Origin of the sequence: Paenibacillus sp. Dod16 (assembly GCF_049893405.1) — a bacterium.
GTDB lineage: Bacteria > Bacillota > Bacilli > Paenibacillales > Paenibacillaceae > Paenibacillus_AQ.
This window is the reverse complement of sequence record NZ_JBNDYG010000010.1, coordinates 130,077-146,827: the sequence shown is the minus strand read 5'-3', so window position 1 is coordinate 146,827 and position 16,751 is coordinate 130,077. Positions and strand designations below refer to the sequence as shown.

21 protein-coding genes are annotated in these 16,751 nt (G+C 49.8%); 1 reads left to right on the top strand and 20 read right to left on the bottom strand.

The annotated features are described in order from the left end of the window. Window positions 1-521 precede the first annotated feature (521 nt). Window positions 522-1,400: a hypothetical protein gene (locus ACPV3A_RS10780; protein ID WP_426199501.1), complete on the bottom strand. Its 879-nt coding sequence runs from the start codon at window positions 1,398-1,400 to the stop codon at window positions 522-524. Between the two features lie 186 nt (window positions 1,401-1,586). Between ACPV3A_RS10780 and ACPV3A_RS10775 the strand changes: the two genes are divergently transcribed. Continuing rightward, window positions 1,587-1,952 carry a YgzB family protein gene (locus ACPV3A_RS10775; RefSeq protein ID WP_071219578.1) on the top strand — a complete coding sequence of 122 codons (366 nt, stop codon included), beginning with the start codon at window positions 1,587-1,589 and terminating at the stop codon, window positions 1,950-1,952. Between the two features lie 127 nt (window positions 1,953-2,079). On the opposite strand, the gene ACPV3A_RS10770 is transcribed toward ACPV3A_RS10775, so the two are convergent. From ACPV3A_RS10770 to ACPV3A_RS10680, 19 genes are all read right to left on the bottom strand, one after another. Continuing rightward, window positions 2,080-3,795, bottom strand: a complete 1,716-nt coding sequence (locus tag ACPV3A_RS10770; protein ID WP_426199499.1) for a glycosyl hydrolase family 18 protein — start codon at window positions 3,793-3,795, stop codon at window positions 2,080-2,082. Between the two features lie 116 nt (window positions 3,796-3,911). Further along, window positions 3,912-4,331, bottom strand: a complete 420-nt coding sequence (perR, locus tag ACPV3A_RS10765) for a peroxide-responsive transcriptional repressor PerR (RefSeq protein ID WP_071219580.1) — start codon at window positions 4,329-4,331, stop codon at window positions 3,912-3,914. 88 nt (window positions 4,332-4,419) lie between these two features. Next, window positions 4,420-5,739, bottom strand: coding sequence for a DUF4097 family beta strand repeat-containing protein (locus ACPV3A_RS10760; protein ID WP_426199497.1), 1,320 nt, complete (start codon window positions 5,737-5,739; stop codon window positions 4,420-4,422). Between the two features lie 43 nt (window positions 5,740-5,782). Then, on the bottom strand, window positions 5,783-6,394 hold the full coding sequence (locus ACPV3A_RS10755; RefSeq protein ID WP_426199495.1) for a hypothetical protein: 612 nt from the start codon (window positions 6,392-6,394) through the stop codon (window positions 5,783-5,785). Between the two features lie 194 nt (window positions 6,395-6,588). Beyond that, window positions 6,589-7,302, bottom strand: a complete 714-nt coding sequence (locus ACPV3A_RS10750) for an MgtC/SapB family protein (RefSeq protein ID WP_071219583.1) — start codon at window positions 7,300-7,302, stop codon at window positions 6,589-6,591. 49 nt (window positions 7,303-7,351) lie between these two features. Further along, window positions 7,352-7,810: a GNAT family N-acetyltransferase gene (locus ACPV3A_RS10745; RefSeq protein WP_071219584.1), complete on the bottom strand. Its 459-nt coding sequence runs from the start codon at window positions 7,808-7,810 to the stop codon at window positions 7,352-7,354. A gap of 220 nt (window positions 7,811-8,030) precedes the next feature. Next, window positions 8,031-9,470 carry an Asp-tRNA(Asn)/Glu-tRNA(Gln) amidotransferase subunit GatB gene (gene gatB, locus ACPV3A_RS10740; protein ID WP_071219585.1) on the bottom strand — a complete coding sequence of 480 codons (1,440 nt, stop codon included), beginning with the start codon at window positions 9,468-9,470 and terminating at the stop codon, window positions 8,031-8,033. Between the two features lie 30 nt (window positions 9,471-9,500). Continuing rightward, a complete protein-coding gene (gene gatA / locus ACPV3A_RS10735; protein ID WP_071219586.1) occupies window positions 9,501-10,958 on the bottom strand; it encodes an Asp-tRNA(Asn)/Glu-tRNA(Gln) amidotransferase subunit GatA in 1,458 nt (485 codons plus the stop codon). Window positions 10,959-10,978: 20 nt separating this feature from the next. Then, window positions 10,979-11,266, bottom strand: coding sequence for an Asp-tRNA(Asn)/Glu-tRNA(Gln) amidotransferase subunit GatC (gatC, locus tag ACPV3A_RS10730; protein WP_071219587.1), 288 nt, complete (start codon window positions 11,264-11,266; stop codon window positions 10,979-10,981). 173 nt (window positions 11,267-11,439) lie between these two features. Then, entirely contained in the window at window positions 11,440-11,820 is a 381-nt protein-coding gene (locus ACPV3A_RS10725) for an ATPase (protein WP_071219588.1), read from the bottom strand. Between the two features lie 212 nt (window positions 11,821-12,032). Then, the gene (locus ACPV3A_RS10720; RefSeq protein ID WP_220683892.1) at window positions 12,033-12,809 is read right to left on the bottom strand and encodes an ABC transporter permease subunit; all 777 of its coding nucleotides are present in this window, start codon (window positions 12,807-12,809) and stop codon (window positions 12,033-12,035) included. Continuing rightward, on the bottom strand, window positions 12,806-13,729 hold the full coding sequence (locus ACPV3A_RS10715) for an ATP-binding cassette domain-containing protein (protein ID WP_426199490.1): 924 nt from the start codon (window positions 13,727-13,729) through the stop codon (window positions 12,806-12,808). Before ACPV3A_RS10715 ends, ACPV3A_RS10720 begins: the two co-directional genes overlap by 4 nt. Then, the gene (locus ACPV3A_RS10710; RefSeq protein ID WP_426199488.1) at window positions 13,726-13,845 is read right to left on the bottom strand and encodes a PLDc N-terminal domain-containing protein; all 120 of its coding nucleotides are present in this window, start codon (window positions 13,843-13,845) and stop codon (window positions 13,726-13,728) included. The genes ACPV3A_RS10715 and ACPV3A_RS10710 overlap by 4 nt, the downstream gene beginning before the upstream one ends. Window positions 13,846-13,853: 8 nt before the next feature. Then, entirely contained in the window at window positions 13,854-14,063 is a 210-nt protein-coding gene (locus ACPV3A_RS10705) for a hypothetical protein (RefSeq protein ID WP_071219592.1), read from the bottom strand. Then, window positions 14,063-14,398 carry a YxlC family protein gene (locus tag ACPV3A_RS10700; RefSeq protein ID WP_071219593.1) on the bottom strand — a complete coding sequence of 112 codons (336 nt, stop codon included), beginning with the start codon at window positions 14,396-14,398 and terminating at the stop codon, window positions 14,063-14,065. The genes ACPV3A_RS10705 and ACPV3A_RS10700 overlap by 1 nt, the downstream gene beginning before the upstream one ends. Continuing rightward, entirely contained in the window at window positions 14,382-14,927 is a 546-nt protein-coding gene (sigY, locus tag ACPV3A_RS10695) for an RNA polymerase sigma factor SigY (RefSeq protein ID WP_194544576.1), read from the bottom strand. Before sigY ends, ACPV3A_RS10700 begins: the two co-directional genes overlap by 17 nt. A 246-nt stretch (window positions 14,928-15,173) precedes the next feature. Then, window positions 15,174-15,365 (bottom strand): hypothetical protein, encoded by a 192-nt coding sequence (locus ACPV3A_RS10690; protein WP_071219595.1) that lies wholly within the window; start codon window positions 15,363-15,365, stop codon window positions 15,174-15,176. 178 nt (window positions 15,366-15,543) lie between these two features. Then, a complete protein-coding gene (locus ACPV3A_RS10685) occupies window positions 15,544-16,182 on the bottom strand; it encodes an MBL fold metallo-hydrolase (protein WP_194544577.1) in 639 nt (212 codons plus the stop codon). Between the two features lie 2 nt (window positions 16,183-16,184). Then, window positions 16,185-16,751, bottom strand: a complete 567-nt coding sequence (locus ACPV3A_RS10680) for a thioredoxin family protein (protein WP_220683887.1) — start codon at window positions 16,749-16,751, stop codon at window positions 16,185-16,187.

Sequence of the window (16,751 nt, the reverse complement as noted above, 5' to 3'; positions counted from 1 at the left end):
TCCAATAAGGATCGGAAGGAATCTCATACCCGAAGGTGATGAGGTGTTCCATCCTATGTTTGACTTGCTCATTTCTTAACTGACGAGAATTTGTTCAATTCTCTATTTCAACGTCCCACCAAAGTGGTTCGTTTCACTCACTCGTTGTTCAGTTTTCAAAGATCAACTTCTTTGTCTTTCGCCGAAAACTCATTTTCAGCGGCGACCTTTATAATATATCATGGTGCCCATCGTTTCGTCAAGAACTTTTTTTGAAAACTTTTTAATTCGACATTTTCTTAACCGAATTAACAAAGTCCCTTTCGAAGGGGCGAGTTATAATTTATCACAGAAACAGGTGGCTCGTCAACATGATTCGCCAAATTTTTTTTCGACTTCTTGTAACATACGTTCTTACACATTTTCGCATGACGATACATCCTATTATCTACACTAACGTTAGATACTGTTTCCTGAGACGCTGCTTTATAACCGTTAAATCCAATACTTCGGCACAAAAAAAGAAGGACTCGCGTCCTTCCTTAGTCGGTGTAGTACCGAATGGCTTCTGATCCGTAGGACCGAACTCCTCTCCACATCGGAACTTCCTTCACAAGCGATTGATAGACCAGCTTGCGCATCACGATCGGCAGCTCCTTGCATACAGGTGCCAGCTCAGGGTGGAGAATAAGCTCCTGTATCGTCCAGGGGTTCCGTCGGCTTCTTAAAACGCGGAGCAGCAGCGCTGCTGAGCTCTCCAGCTTGGATATCATGGAGAATTCATAGGCCAGCAGGGCCAGCTCCACTCGCTGGCCGAGCGTTTCCGTACTGACCGTAAGTTCTTCATATAATTTGCGGACGGGTGTGTTCAATCCTGTAATCTGCTCCCAAACAGCTGATTCCGGATGAATTCCCCGCTCGATCAGTTCAAGCTGCCCCCAATAATGCAGACCTTCTAATAGAGTATGGTAAGCATCCAGGCCCCGCTCTTCCTTCAAGAGCATCTTGGCATCCATATACTTTTGTAAGAAGTGGGCAAATCCAATAAACAATTTTTGCTCCCGGAACGGTTCAGCAAACCTGAGGAAATCACGGCGCAGATTGGACAGGCGATCTTGGTCGTCTTTTATGATATCTCCTTCTAGGAAGCATTTGATCAATACTTTATGTGTGCCGCTCAGGAGTTCCCGATGCAAATCGTCCAGCCCGATGCTTATCACCTGGCAGCGTTCCCCGCCTACAATAGAATGCTGGATGGGAGGCTCATCAGGTGTTCCGTCATACACGACAACAATATTGACCTCAAAATCATAAACAAGCAATCCTTGCTGCCTTTTGTCCGAATTACGGTATGCTATCGCCCCTACAGCATCCTCATCAACCGTATTTCCATAATAAAAAGAAAAGTTGGTTAATTCCACGTTTCCCTCCATACATTCCTTGGCGAATTTCAGCCATTTCAGTTATAATGTAATTCTACATGTCCATGTAAGTTCCTTCTTTTAGGAGATAAGATCTTATGAAGGCGATAAACGATATATAAGATTTCATTTCTCGGTTCACGTTATTTCATAAACAACTATTTGAATGACAGGAGTTTTCGAGCCATGATCTTTAAGAACGCAAAAATCAACGCCTTCCGCACTTGGGGATTGCTGCTGACGATGTTGGGTATGGGCCTTATGGTGCTTGGTACAGCCGGAATCGTATTCTTCGGCCAAGCAGGCAAAATATTTGCCGGAATCGGATTGGTGTTTGGCCTGATTATGATGCTGGGGAGTCTCGGCATTTACTTTTGGGCGGGTATGCTATCCACGAGTGCGGTCCAAATTCAGTGTCCGGAATGCAATAAATTGACCAAGATGTTGGGTAAAACCGACCGCTGCATGTTCTGCCATACGATTTTGACACTGGATCCAAGTCAGGCCAACATCACAGCAGAAGAGCTTGAAGCCCAGCAGACCAGATCCTAAAGTGATTTGCAGAAACCTGCTACTCAATAGGATTTGCAACCTGTAAGACGATTAAACATAAAGAACCCGGTTATCCTCGTGATAACCGGGTTCTTTATTATGATATGAAAATAAGTCCTACTAATCTTTATTCATGTATCGTCTTCAGAACATGCCAGGTTTCCGGAATGGCAAAACTTCGGTTCCACGAAGCAATGCCGCCAAGCTTCAGCTTTTTGGCCATATTCACTCGGGATTGCAGAGAAGTGCCGTCCTCCATCCATATTTTTTTGATGGATCCTCCCTCCGTGAATTGAACATAATTCTGTCCTGTACCGGCATCAAGCGTACCTTTCACCTTCTGTTCCTTAAGCAAGGCCTGCAGCTTCTCCATTCCAATCGCTTTGGAGGACACCTTCGTCTCTCCCGCTTCGCTTGTTTCCGTCCAGACCCGTGTATATAGCGGTACGCCCAACACCAGCTTGGATGACGGTACCGCGTCCTCTTCCATGATTCGCCTTACCGACTGCTCGGCCCATGGCAGCGAGGATACGGATCCCGCTTTCGGACTCGCGGCCCAGTGCTCGTCATAAGCCATCACCATCATGTAATCAATCGTCTCTCCGAGTCGTTTCCGATCGAGAAAGAGCGACCACATCTCGCTGTTCGATTTTGGCGTAACATCAATGGAAACGATAAGCCCTCTGGCTTTGGCCAGCGGCTTCATCTCCCTCACGAACTGAACGACATGATCCTTATCTTTGGTATGAACATTTTCAAAGTCGATATTGATTCCGTCGAGTTTATATTGTTTGGCATAAGCCAGCATCTGCTTGATAATATGCGATCTTCTATCAAAAGTAGACAGCGCCTCGGTTGTCATATCCGGATCGAAGCCGTTGTCCATCAGACCCCAAACCTCCATGTTCCTGTTATGGGCCCAGCTTACATACTGCTTAACGGCTTTAGATTTGACCGTGCCTTCACCATCCACAATGCTAAACCAGGTTGGACTGACCACATTGACACCGGGCAGTTCGCCAATGCTATCCGTGCTTGGATTTTTGTTATAAACAGCTTCCCATGCCAGATTGACCGACTTGTCCTTCCATTCCCGCTCTGCCCGCGAAGGAGTCTGCGCAAGCATCGGAATTTCCTTTACGTCCCCAAGTTTAACCTGCTCTTTAGGAACATATCCCGTATACCCGTTATCTGCCTGAACGAATAACCGCCCCTCTTCTTCACGCCATACGCGAAGCCGCTCACCGGCCGGCATGTCCAATACAATCGGAGACTTCTTCTCCCCGCTCTCACGCAGAGCCACGGTTTCTTCAGGATTACCGGGTGCTGCTTCGGCAAGCTGAATCGAATCCCCCGCACGCATCAGAATAATGGCGCCTGTCGCCGAGTCCTCGTGAACACTCACGCCATAATGCTGTTTGAGCGGCTTAATCGGAACATAGGCAATGCCGTCAATCAGCTTAGGTGCGTAGGGAATGGTAACCGCCTTGCCATTCAGCTCGCCCTTCGTGCTCTCCATCTTCATGCGTAATACGGATTCCGAAGTCGTTACAAGGACGGATTCTGTTTCTTCCTCATAACGAATGTTGGCATCCACGCTCTCCTGAATAACCGTTATCGGCAGCAGCAGCTCTTCGCCGGAGCCCCGGGCAGGCTGTTCCTTTAGCTCCCCCTGAACAAAAATCGGCTTGTCCATTCCACGCCAATCCGGCACGGTATAGGTCTGGTTCGGAAATAATGTGGTGACAACCCACCAAGCGCCCGCCGCGATCAACAACAACCCCAGAAAGAAAGAGCCCCCTCTCGTGCGCCTCTTCTTTCCCCGATATCTTCTTCTTGCCAAACTACTCCCCCATTTCACTCTCGCTCATTACTAACTCCTTGACGCCAAATAGCGCCCTTAAAAATAAAAACGTGTGGAATGGTTCATTCCGCACGTTTATTTATAACAACCGGCGTCTATTGGCAGGACTTGCAGAGCCCATACAGCTCCATTCGTAGTCCCTTTACTTCAAACCCGGTGCTTTTCTCCGCTTGTATTCCAACATCTTCAAGGGACGGATAGCTGAAATCTTCAATTTTACCGCAACTCTGGCATATGACATGATGATGGTCCGATACGTTAGCGTCGAAACGACTCGAGTTGTCCCCGTACGTCAGCTCTCGCACCATGCCGGCTTCAATAAACATTTTTAGATTGTTGTATACTGTGGCTACGCTCATACTAGGAAAATTAGGTTCCAGAGCCCGATAAATATCATCCGCTGTCGGATGGCCCATAGATTCCACCAGATACGTTAAAATTGCATGACGTTGCGGCGTGATACGGACACCGGTCGTTTTCAGTTGTTCCAGCGCATGCTGTACGGAAGTTCCCATGGTTGCCCACCGCCTTCAAGTTTTAACTGGGTGTTACAAAACTTATATCGTTCTTAGCCTTCATTGTACGGCGTTTCTTGGATTGTTGTCAATCCGGGAGAGGCGTCCACCCCCCGCTGTTCCGGCCTTCCTCCTGTTCCGGATAGCTTCGGTAGATGTTCAGATTACTGTTTCCCTCTATATGAATGGAATGTTCGCCTGTACCGGATTCGCCGGAAATGGTTTTCTGTTCAATCAGAAGATTGGGCAGCGTCGTCAGAATGCTGCCATAGCTAATCGTCCCTTCAAGCTTGTAATCACCCTCGAGCGGAACGTGAAGATTCATCTCTCCAACCGCACTATACACATTCCAATCGCCACCAATATGGGATGAACGTATAGCCACTCCACCATTGAGGGATTCAGCGCTTAATTGCGACTCTACCCCGCTGATCAGAATGTTGCCGTTTCTCGTCTGAACCCGGATATGATCGGTCGTTCGCTTTACCGTCATATTCCCCACTTGCGTGGTCAAATCCGTTTCGCCCGTAATGTCGACAGCCAGCATATTCCCCCGGTTAGTGGACATTTTAATATGACCGGTAACGCCGCGCGCCGTAATATCGCCATTTAAGGTCTTGCCCGTAACATTTCCGTAAATCCGATCCATCGTAATCGGTCCGTTACCGCTCTCCAGCAAAATATTCTCAATCGCTTCCACGCGGTTTAAGGTTATGGCTCCGTTCATCGTCCGTATCTCAAAATTGAATCGTCGATCATCCGGAACCGCGATGTTCACATTCATACGGGGCTGCCGTTTGCCCGATTCTCCATAGGCCTTCCCCTTGGACCGAATCGTAATCGTCTTGCCTTCCCCCACTTCGATCGTCGACTGCTCGGCGATCGCTTCGGCTAAACCGGGCTGCTCCTGATCGACCCATACTTCCGTCTCCACCTTGATATCGTCTACATCCTGCCTTGTGATGGAGATGTCCCCGTTTAAGTGATCGACGATGATTTTCTCGGTTTCAAGCTCAACGGGAATCTCCAATATCGGCTTCTCGAACCGGTTACCTTCAGCTTCGCTGTAATCCACTCCCGCTGCCGTCAAATTCAGGCTCACCCGATTCCAGAGATGGAGAAAATGCTCCTGCTGGGAGATGACGAATACGGAGGCCGTAACAGCCACTGCCAGCAGAATCCCCCTCAAGTCAGGCCGAAACCGAAATTCTTTGCGTCTGCCCAAGAGACGCGACAGCGTGTACCTGACTATATATTCAACGCCGAGCAGGATAAACAACAGCGGCCACCAGCGCTGGAGCATAAATATATAATCCGTGCCTCTCCGCTCGTCCAACAGCAATAATATGCCCGTGCATACAAGCAGCAAGGCGGCTGTATATCGTCCCACTCTAATTTTATGTTTCATCCGTCTCCTCCCCTCATCTGTTATCACCGTACCACTGTATGCGTTACAGGGATTTGCCATTGTCTCTTCGGTGGCGGAAAGCTTCCCGGATCCCCCCCCATATCCCGATAACGATCAGCATGATAGCAGTGGCTTCCGCACCATAATCGCGAATTCCTGCCTGCAGCCAAGGCGGCTTCTGGTGAAACAAAATGAGCAGCGTCCCGGTAACAACCAACATGAGGCCAAAAGCGATTCCCCGTTCACCCCGGAACGGATGATTCCGTCCTGATCCGTCCTCGGAAGCAGCAGCCGCTGCCTCACCGCGTCTTTTTCGGGAAATAATATATTCCGCTGCCTGCAGCACGTCATACACGTTATAAAAATACCCCACCGGAATCAGAAGACCCAGAACGACAAGCAGCGGTACATTGATCTGCATTCCAATGGAAGAAAAATATAAAAGCGCCGATATGTCCAGCAGCAGCAACATTATAAATGTTATCCCCTTACGGTACATACCGAGGTACAAATGACCCAGACCCGGAATGAGAGCGGCTAATAGAAGTGCATATAATTTCCGCTTTTTACGCTGCAGCCCCGGGTGTCGCTTAACCTGGACCTGATGCCGTTTCTTTTTGCTGACTTGGGTTTGTGGTTCGGGTGTTAAATTCATAACCTTCTCGCCTCCTTGCAAACATCCTGGGACAGGCGTTGTTTTACGATGTTTTTCTTTGATAGTACCCCAACAAGGAGCTGAAGTAACTGGCAAAAAACTGGATAGACCGTCCGCAGAAAGCTGGCAAACCTACAAAAAAACGGCACCGCCGGTGGTTCAGCAGTAGCCGTTTGATATGCTTCATTCCTATCCTATTCAGCCGTTACCATCGTTACATGGCCGATTCCCCGCAACTGCCGGGTGATCTCCATCGGTTCGAATTTGCGATCGGTCAAGACCTGCAGCGAGATTTCGAGCCCTAATACCGCAGGCTGCAGCTCCCCGTATGCCGCACCGCTTCGTTCGTTAACGATAAGCTTCTTGATCACGAATTCCTGTTCCTCCAGAACAGCGGATATGTCATCCAAAATATTCGGCGTATTCGCTGCGTGGACAGTAATCAGATGCAGTTTGCTGCCGCGGATGTAACGCTGCTCCAGCTTATTGAAGACAACCAGATTAAGAAGAATTAGCACCGTCGATACGATCGAGGCAAAATAAAAGCCGGCCCCAATCGCTAACCCCACGGCCCCCACAACCCAGATGGACGCAGCAGTGGTTAGTCCGGTAATGGATTTACCTGTAAACAGAATGGTACCGGCACCCAAGAAACCGATCCCTGTAATGACGGCCGTTGCCAAGCGCGCCGGATCAATCCGAACGTTAATCTCGTCTACAAAATCGGAGAAACCGTAAATGGATAACAGCATAATAAGCGTAGAACCCAAACATACCAATATATGCGTGCGCAGTCCTGCAGCATGGTTCGAACGTTCCCGTTCAAAACCGATCAAGCCGCCAAGCAGCATAGCCAGCAGCAATCTTAATAAAATGGATACATTATCTATCACCCAAGGATTATTCAAAAGAACGATACTCCCCTCACGTCTGCTTCAGTCGCTTATGCTTTATCATTCATTGTATATGAAGATGGAACTCGGTCAATTCCACACCCGGAGCAACCTCAAAAGCGTGATTTTTAACAAACCCGAATTTCTCATACAAGGTTACCGCAGGCGTATTGCGCGTCCCTGTTGAGACCACGAACATGGGCGCCTCCTTATAGGATTCCAACACGTGGCGGATTAACGTCCCCGCGATCCCTTTGCGAAAATGACCCGGATGGACCATCATTCGTGATATGGTGACCTGCTCCTGTTCCGGCTCAACTGCGATAGCTCCGATAAGATCCCCTTCTTCATTAATATAACCAAAAAAGGTTTCCCCGCTCGAACGGATCGTATCGAAGGTATCCTGCAGCGGAGGGATTTCCGAGAATCCGATTAATTCAGCCTCCAAAGGGTACGCCATGTGCTGCAGACTCCATATCTGCTGAACGGTATCCCTATCCTCCAAAGATAATGCTCTTATCATATATTCATCCCCTGACCAAGTTATTATAAGAAAAGCGTCTATCGACGTGCTCTCAAAAGAAGAAAGACCGCGTTTAGCGGTAGTTTTTCTTGCAGATATCAGGCAGCAGACCCTCCGAAGTTTATACTTTCCGATATCTTAAAAAGGAACTTGCCCCTGATGCGGGGCAAGCTCCCATTACCTAAAAAACAATTCGAAGAACATGACGGATACACGTTGATTATCCGTTCAGCACCTCGACCAGCAGTTTGTTGGCCAGCGCAGGATTGGCTTTTCCCTTGCTCTCTTTCATCACTTGACCCACCAGGAAGCCGATCGCTTTCTGTTTACCTGCTTTGTAGTCCTCCACGGATTGCGGATTGTTTGCAACCACCTGCTCGACAATGCTCTTGATCGCACCTTCATCGCTGATTTGGACAAGGCCCTTCTCCTCAACGATTTGCGCAGGCAGCTTGCCGCTCTCCAGCATCTCTTTGAAGACGGTTTTGGCGATTTTGCTGCTGATGGTTCCCTTCTCGATCAATCCGATCATCTCGCCCAGGCCTTGGCCTGTGATCTTCACTTCAGACAGCTCCAGATTGTTCGAATTCAAATAACCCAGCAAATCTCCCATGATCCAGTTCGATACGGATTTAGCATCCTTCGTATAGTTCAAGCTGTCCTCGAAGAAGTCGGCGAGCAGCTTGGACGACGTGATGACTGCGGCATCATAATCCGGCAATCCATACTCCGATGCATAACGTGCCTTACGGGCATCCGGAAGCTCCGGAATCGTCGCACGAACGGCCTCTTTCCACTCTTCGCTAATATGCACCGATACCAGATCCGGGTCCGGGAAATAACGGTAGTCGTGCGCCTGCTCCTTCCCGCGCATGGAGAAGGTTTTTGCCTGCGCTTCGTCCCAGCGGCGGGTTTCCTGTACGATCACGCCGCCCTCATCGAGAATTTCCGTTTGCCGGTACTGCTCATATTCCAAGCCGCGCTGTACGCCGCGGAAGGAGTTCATATTCTTCAGCTCGGCCTTCGTGCCGAGTTCCTTCTGTCCCCATGGACGAAGACTGATGTTAGCGTCGCAGCGAAGCGACCCCTCTTCCATCTTCACGTCCGATACGTCGCAGTATTGCATAATCGCACGCATTTTCTCCAGATAGGCTTTGGCTTCCTCGGGCGTTGAGATCTCAGGCTCAGACACGATCTCAACCAGCGGCGTTCCTACGCGGTTAAAGTCAACCAGCGAGGCATAACCGCCATCCACGTGCGTGAGTTTACCGGCATCCTCCTCCAGATGAAGCCGGGTAATCCCGATTCGCTTCGTCTTTCCGTCCACCTCAATATCGATCCAGCCGTTCTCACCGATCGGCTGATCGTACTGGGAAATCTGGTATGCTTTTGGGGAATCCGGGTAGAAGTAGTTCTTGCGGTCAAATTTGCTGACATCGCCGATGGTGCAGTTCAGCGCCATCGCAGCCTTCATGGCATATTCCACAGCCTGGCGGTTTAATACAGGCAGCACGCCGGGATGGCCAAGACAGATGGGACATGTATGTGTGTTCGGCGGGGCTCCAAACGCAGTGGAGCAGCCGCAAAATATTTTGGAATTCGTATGCAGCTCTACGTGCACTTCCAATCCGATAACCGTTTCATATTTTGATGTAGACATCGATTGTTTCCCTCCTTCTCTGCCGCCGGTTTACAGTTCAGGCCGCCGTTTGTGGTGTTCAGTATTTTGCTCATAGGCATGCGCGACGCGCAGTACGGTCGACTCATCAAAGGCTTTGCCGATAATTTGCATACCTACAGGCAGTCCGTCCGCGAATCCGCAAGGAATACTGACTGCCGGCACACCTGCCAAGCTGACAGGAATCGTCAGGATATCATTCAAATACATCGTCAGCGGATCGTCGACCTGAGCTCCGAGCTTGAAAGCCGTAGTCGGAGCTGTAGGTCCGATGATGACATCATATTGCTCGAATACTTTATCGAAGTCCTGCTTGATAAGTGTACGGGCTTTCTGTGCCTTCAAATAATAGGCGTCGTAATAACCCGAGCTAAGCGCATAGGTACCCAGCATGATGCGGCGTTTCACCTCATCGCCGAAGCCTTGGCTGCGGGACTCATGATACAGGTCGATCAGGCTGCCTGCATTGTCGGAACGAACACCATAGCGCACGCCGTCAAAGCGGGCCAGGTTCGACGAGGCTTCCGAAGAAGCGAGCAAATAATATGTTGCTACCGCATAGTCGGTATGCGGGAGGGAAACTTCATCCCAGGTAGCGCCCAGCGCTTCGAGCACCTTCAGTGCGTTCAGGACGGTTTCCTTCACTTCAGCATCAACGCCCTCGCCCAGGTATTCCTTAGGCACAGCAATGCGAAGACCGGTAACGTCTCCGGATAATGCGCTCAGATAGTCGGGCACGTCCACTTTGGCAGATGTCGAATCCATCGGATCGTAACCGGCAATGGCTTGCAGGACATAAGCAGAATCTTCCACATTTTTCGTCAAAGGTCCGATCTGATCCAGCGATGATGCAAAGGCAACAAGGCCGAAACGGGATACGAGGCCATAGGTTGGCTTCAGTCCCACGACACCGCAATAAGAGGCAGGCTGCCTGATGGAGCCGCCTGTATCCGACCCCAGAGCAAAGTAAGCTTCACCTGCAGCTACGGCCGCAGCCGAGCCTCCGCTTGATCCGCCGGGTACCCGCTCTAAATCCCATGGGTTGCGCACGGGATAGAAGCTGGAATTCTCATTGGAGCCTCCCATTGCAAACTCGTCCATGTTCAGCTTGCCGATTGTCACCGTATCCGCTGCACGCAATTTACCGACAACCGTTGCATCATAAACCGGCGTGAAGTTGGACAAAAACTGACTTGCGCATGTGGTGCGAAGTCCTTCTGTCACGATATTATCCTTGATTCCGACAGGAAGCCCGAACAACAGTCCGCGCGTTCCCTCTGAAGCCAGCCTCTCATCCAAAGCCTTGGCGGATGAACGAGCGCCTTCTTCGTCCAAAGTAATAAATGCCTTCACCCGATCCTCACGTTCGGAAATACGGGTAAAAGCTTGGTCAACCAGATCGGTTACGGAAAGCTCCTTATTCTGCAGCTTATTATGTATCTCCGTTAACTTGTAATCAAACAGACTCAAGTGTGTATCCTCCCTTCAGGCTATTCCAAAACAGCAGGTACTTTAATTTGATCGTCTTCTTCATCCGGTGCGTTAAGCAGCACCTTCTCGATAGGCAAGCTCTCGCGAACCTCGTCTTCTCTCATAACATTGCTGAGATGAAGCACGTGTGTAGTCGGCTCAACACCTTCTGTATCCAATTCATTTAACTTCTCGGCATATTGTAAAATCGCATTCAGTTGGCCGGTAAACATCTGCTCTTCTTCAGGCGTCAAATTCAAACGGGCCAACTTCGCTACATGCTGAACATCCTTATCGGTAATGCTCATGGCTTTGCATCCTCCTTCATGCCCCTATCCAGTTAAAGGGGTAAAGTCTGTCACGACAACTTTTCTCATTATATTGTAGAAGCATGCAAGATTCAATCCAAACAGCTTGAAGCTTGCCGCTTCGAAGTTACTTTTCCATTCCATCAAAAAAGAGTCGGCCTCAGCCGACTCTTCTAAATCCAAGCACGAAGATTCACTTGTTTGATGAAATCCGCCTGGGATATTGCTTCCTTGGTTTCTTCTTCCTCTTCAACACTTTCCAACTCGCCGTTCATCACTTGATGGAACAGCTTCTCATTATATGTCGACAGGGCGAAATCGATGAGCGCTTCCCGCTCGACCCGCTCAGCTTCCTGCTTCAACACGATTGATTCCAGCTCGACATCATCTGCCGGAACAAAAAAATTACGGTTGAGGCTCGGAATCCGAATGACGTAATCGAACGCATTGTCCGGATTTCGGTCATAAGCGATGATATAACCGTATTGACCGATTGGAAGATTCTGCTCAAAGGCGTCCGCAACGATTGTAATCTTTTCCCCTAAACGCAGCATCGTCTACCTCCTGAGTGTCTATCCTTTTTTAAGAGATAAGAAAATATAAACTTCAGAGGTTTATCATCCTTATCTCGCAAGAAAAACTTCCGCTAAATACGGTCTCTCTTCCGATAACGTACGTCGATGACGTTTTTCTTGTCTTCATAGTCTACTAAAAAAAGATAGAGATGTCCATGTGATTCAGATAAAACCTGAATCTCCCATAAAAACTAGGATTGCGGGGACAGCGGACTCCTTCTAAGCAGCCTCGCGGCAACGATAATCGACACCGCCATAATCAGCATGGCAACGAGTACCGGTGACCACGCGCTGCTCCCTGCGCCAAGAATTCGCTCAGCGGCCATGCTGCTTAAACGGCCCGGACTCCATAGAACGCGGGAGGGCAGCAAACCGGATAAGAGCGAAAGTACGCCGGCAACTGCCAAGCTGATGAAGGCCGCAGCCGGCCCGCGAAGGACGGCACCGAGGGGCAGCACAAGCGTTACGATCCAGGCCAGCCATACAGCATATAAGCCCCCGCCGCTGGTAACCGATCCCCATTCCAAAGGACCGATGAGCTGATACGTGTAATATGCAGCACCGCCAAGTCCAATCGCAAAAGAAACGACCAGCAGCGTCATCAAGGCGGCCCATTTGGCAGACATCATGGGGATCGTGGATACCGAGCGGGCGAGAACAAGCTCAGCCGTGCCGGTGGCTCGCTCCCCTGCTACCGTGTTCATTCCCGCCAGCACAAGCACCAGCAGGCCGATGGTGCTGAATTGGCTCAAGGTTGATGCCATGACATTCTCGGCGGACGGGACGGTAAATAATGCCGCCGCTTCCGGGGGCAATTCCCCGGCCATGGTCAGGATATCCGGCAAATAATAGGTGGAAACCGGCTGCATAATGCCAAGAAGCAGAAAGACTGCAGGTACCCAAATCCATTTATAGGTCCGGCTTGCCTCGAGCATTTCTTTTTGATAATAAATCCAGAACGACTTCATGAGCCCACCACCTTCATAAACATATCCTCGAGCGAAGACGTGCCTGCTTCAAAACGAAGCAGTTCGATTTCGTCATCGGCAAGCTCCTTGATTAAAGCAGCCCGCGCAAGATCCATATCCGTCACCATCAGCTTGGCGCCGCGTTTGCCGAGTTCGATCTCATGCACATAAGGACGGTTCACAAGACTGTCGAGCCAAGCAACCTCCCGCTCCCCCGGTTCAACCTCAATCGATAGGACCGGCTGGCGATATTTCGTGCGAAGTTCGCTAAGCGCGCCTTTCTCCGCAATTTCCCCGTCTACCATCAGTACCATGTCATCGCAGATTTCCTCCGCATCGTGAAGCACATGGGTTGAGAACAGAACGGTGACTTCCCCGCGCAAGCGGCCCAGCAGGTCCATAACCTCACGACGCCCGATCGGATCAAGCGCCGATACCGGCTCGTCCAGCATGATCAGCTCAGGCTTATGCACCAGCGCTTGAGCAATGCCAAGCCGCTGCTTCATTCCGCCGGAGTAACCGGATATTCGGCGTTTGGCTGCCTGCTCCAGGCCAACCATTTCAATGACTTCCCGACTTCTCTTATTAGCCTCTCGTCCGGATATTCCCGACAGCTTGGCGCTGAAAGACAAGTACTCCATGCCCGACATCCAGCTGTAAAACTTCGGATACTGAGGCAAGTAACCGATCCGTTGACGCCAGCCGTTCGTTTGCGTATCGGCTGAACCATATCGGATCTCACCCCGGGTTGGAGGTATTAATCCAGCCAGCATCCGCAGTGTAGTTGTTTTGCCGGCACCATTAGGACCAAGCAGGGCCGTGCAGCTTCCTCGTTGCAATTCAAATGAAATGCCCTTAACCGGCGTGATGCTTCCTATGCTTTTGGTCAATTCATGAATGCTTAAAATTTTTTCCGTCAAGCTTCTCTCCTCCCCGCAACAAAATAAGCAACGCTGCCAAGAAGGTTACCCAGCAGTATAATCAACACCCATACCCATCTCGGTCCACGTATGTTTGCCGGCTCTGCCCGAAACATGAAGAAACTTAAGACTTGCGGTCATCTTTGTGGATGACGAATATCCAGTAAAAGAGCAGCGGCATCGGCATTGTCGTAGACCCCCATATCCCCCAGAACCAAGCCATCTTGCCAAGCCCCCGCTTCCTCGCATCCAAGAAAAGCCATGTCCCTTGAATCAGCACAAGCACAACGGCAAGGATGATCACTCCCAGCGGGCTCTCGTTAACTTCATTCATCAGATCCCCTTCTTTCCGGCAGATCTCAGACTCTTGGAAAATACAAGAACGGAAATCCCGGCAACCATGCCGAACCCGTGAATAAACAGTAGGATCTTCGGCGCCGCCAAGGCAGCCATCAATCCGCCACCAACGATAAAGAGCGAAATCAGAAGAAAGAGCAGCAATTCGTATTTCATCCGCCGCCGCTTGCGCTCCAAGGTATGAACGGCCAGCGTATGCAATCCTTCCAGGGATGGGGATGGCGCATCCTCAAACAATTGATCCACCCGCTCCATTTCTTTGGTAAATCCTTCAATCCATATTTCGTCCTCATGCTCAGGTCCTTTGACCATCGTCACCCATCTCCTTTCGTAGCTGTTTGATACCGTAGGCTGTTCGTGATTTCACCGTTCCTTCGGGAATACCGAGCATCGTTCCGATTTCATCATAGCTATAGCCGTAATAATGCTTCAGCAGGATGGCAATCCGGTGATCCTCAGATAAGCGGGATAATCCATTCAGCATATCCGTCCAATCTTCTCCCCGCCGCTCCATCTGCCAGCGCATCCGCCTTGCCGACTGAACCGCCTCCTGCTCCAGCCATTTCTTCTCCCGTTTCTTACGCCGGGTGCTATCGATGAACAACCGGGTAGCAATGGTAATCATCCAGGAGGAGAAGGACGAAGTCCCGTTATAACGGTTCATATTCTCCATGCATCGAACAATGGTATCCTGTGCAGTATCCTCTGCAACCATCGGGTCCATCGTCACTTTTAGCAAATATTTATAAAGAAAGGAATAATGCTGCTTGAACAGCAGCGCCATAGCCGCTGCATCTCCTAATTGCGCTTGTTGTATCAAGCCCTCTTCATCAGGGATCATGAAAAAATCATCACCTTCTTTCGCATTCCAACCGTAATACGATTAACAACAGCCAATCGTTCAAATGGAGTTTTATATTTATCCTGTACCGAATGATATCAATTATTAAAACCTATCATGACGGTAAGAAATTCATCGATATCTGTAAAAAACTCAAAAAAAAGCAGCCGACTAAAAATCGGCTGCCCTCTCCAATAGAAAGAATCCATTCAGTTCATGATGAGGGTGTCATGTTCGCATGTCGATCTATTGATTAAATCGTATAACCTGCAGCCGATGATGCCATGGCTGCTGCGCGATCCCTTCATCCTTCACCAGCCTGTCCCAGACAACTGAGGATATTTCCGTCTGAATCTGCCGGTGGAACTCCGGTTGTCGATCAATCGCTTCGCTTCTTGTAACACTCCCGTTCAACAGCGATAGATGATCTTTCCTCACTGGCGTTTCCCCCTAATCACGTCCATGCCAAAAAACTCCCCATAAAATAAAAGAACGCAAACCGGGATGAATTCCACAGTCTGCGTGCTTCGCATGGGTAACAATTAATTAATCGTATTGTATCAATGTTGTCCAGGTTTGTCCAGACAAAGTTTCCCGATTTATGTCGGAAGCTATCTTATCGTCTGGCAGGAACGTAAGGATTCCGCTGCTTTTCATAACCGATGGTTGTTCGAGGACCATGGCCGGAATACACAACGACCTCATCCGGGAAGGTATACAGCGTATTTTGAATGGAATCAATCAAATCACGTTCACGGCCTCCAGGAAGGTCCGTTCGCCCAACCCCGAGACGGAACAGCACATCGCCGGAAAACAGATCATTTCCACACTTAAAGCTTACACTTCCGGGGGAATGTCCCGGTGTATGAAAGACGCTGAAGGTATGTCCGATGAGCTGCAGCTCAAGTCCATCCGCCAAATCGTACTCAGCCGGCTCGGTGGACAGCGGTTCCGTTACCTGCGGCCACATCATCGAGCCGTTAAGCTTCGGATTGGACAGCCATTCACTCTCCAGGGTGTGCAGGTAAACAGGACAGCCCTTCAGCTTGCGGATCTCCTCAACGCCCCCCATGTGGTCGAAATGCGCATGGGTCAGCAGGATCGCTTCAATCTCCAAATCGGCTATTCGCTTCACAAGCGGCCCCGGGTTCATGCCAGGATCGATAATGATCGCTTTGCCTTCTACAGGCCCTGTCAGTAAATATGCATTCGTCTGAAGCGGTCCTAAATTAAAGGTCTCAATATGAAGTGTCATGATTAGAACCCTGACATCAGTTCACGCAATTCCTTAATGATGGCAGCGTGGAACTCATACCCTTCCCCGTAGGCTTGAATAATGCTTTGCCGCGTGACCGCAAGGTTGTCCTGATAGTCCGATGCTTCACGATCCGGATTGTTCTGCTTGAACTCAATCATAAACTTCTGAACATGCGCCGGACGCGGTCCCCACGTGCCGAGAACATGTCCCCCGGTATCCGAAATAATAACAACCGGAATGGAACGGGCACCCATGGTCAGGAACTGATCCATGACGTCCAGATTCTCTTCCATAATCAGCACTTCCGTCTCAATTCCCGCGGTCTCCATCGCGCGAAATACGACAGGGATATTGCGCGCAACATCGCCGCACCAATCCGCTGCCAGAATGAGGACCCGCAGATCATCCCTGAAATTGAGGCTTTCAAAAAACTCTTTATCCTCTTCATTCTCCCAGACAAACTGTTCATATCCTGCCTTGAACGTCTCCTGGTTCTTCTGCATGCCGTCCATAAATTGCTGTGGAGAGATGCCTGTCCCCAAATGATTTGCCATATTCATACTCAT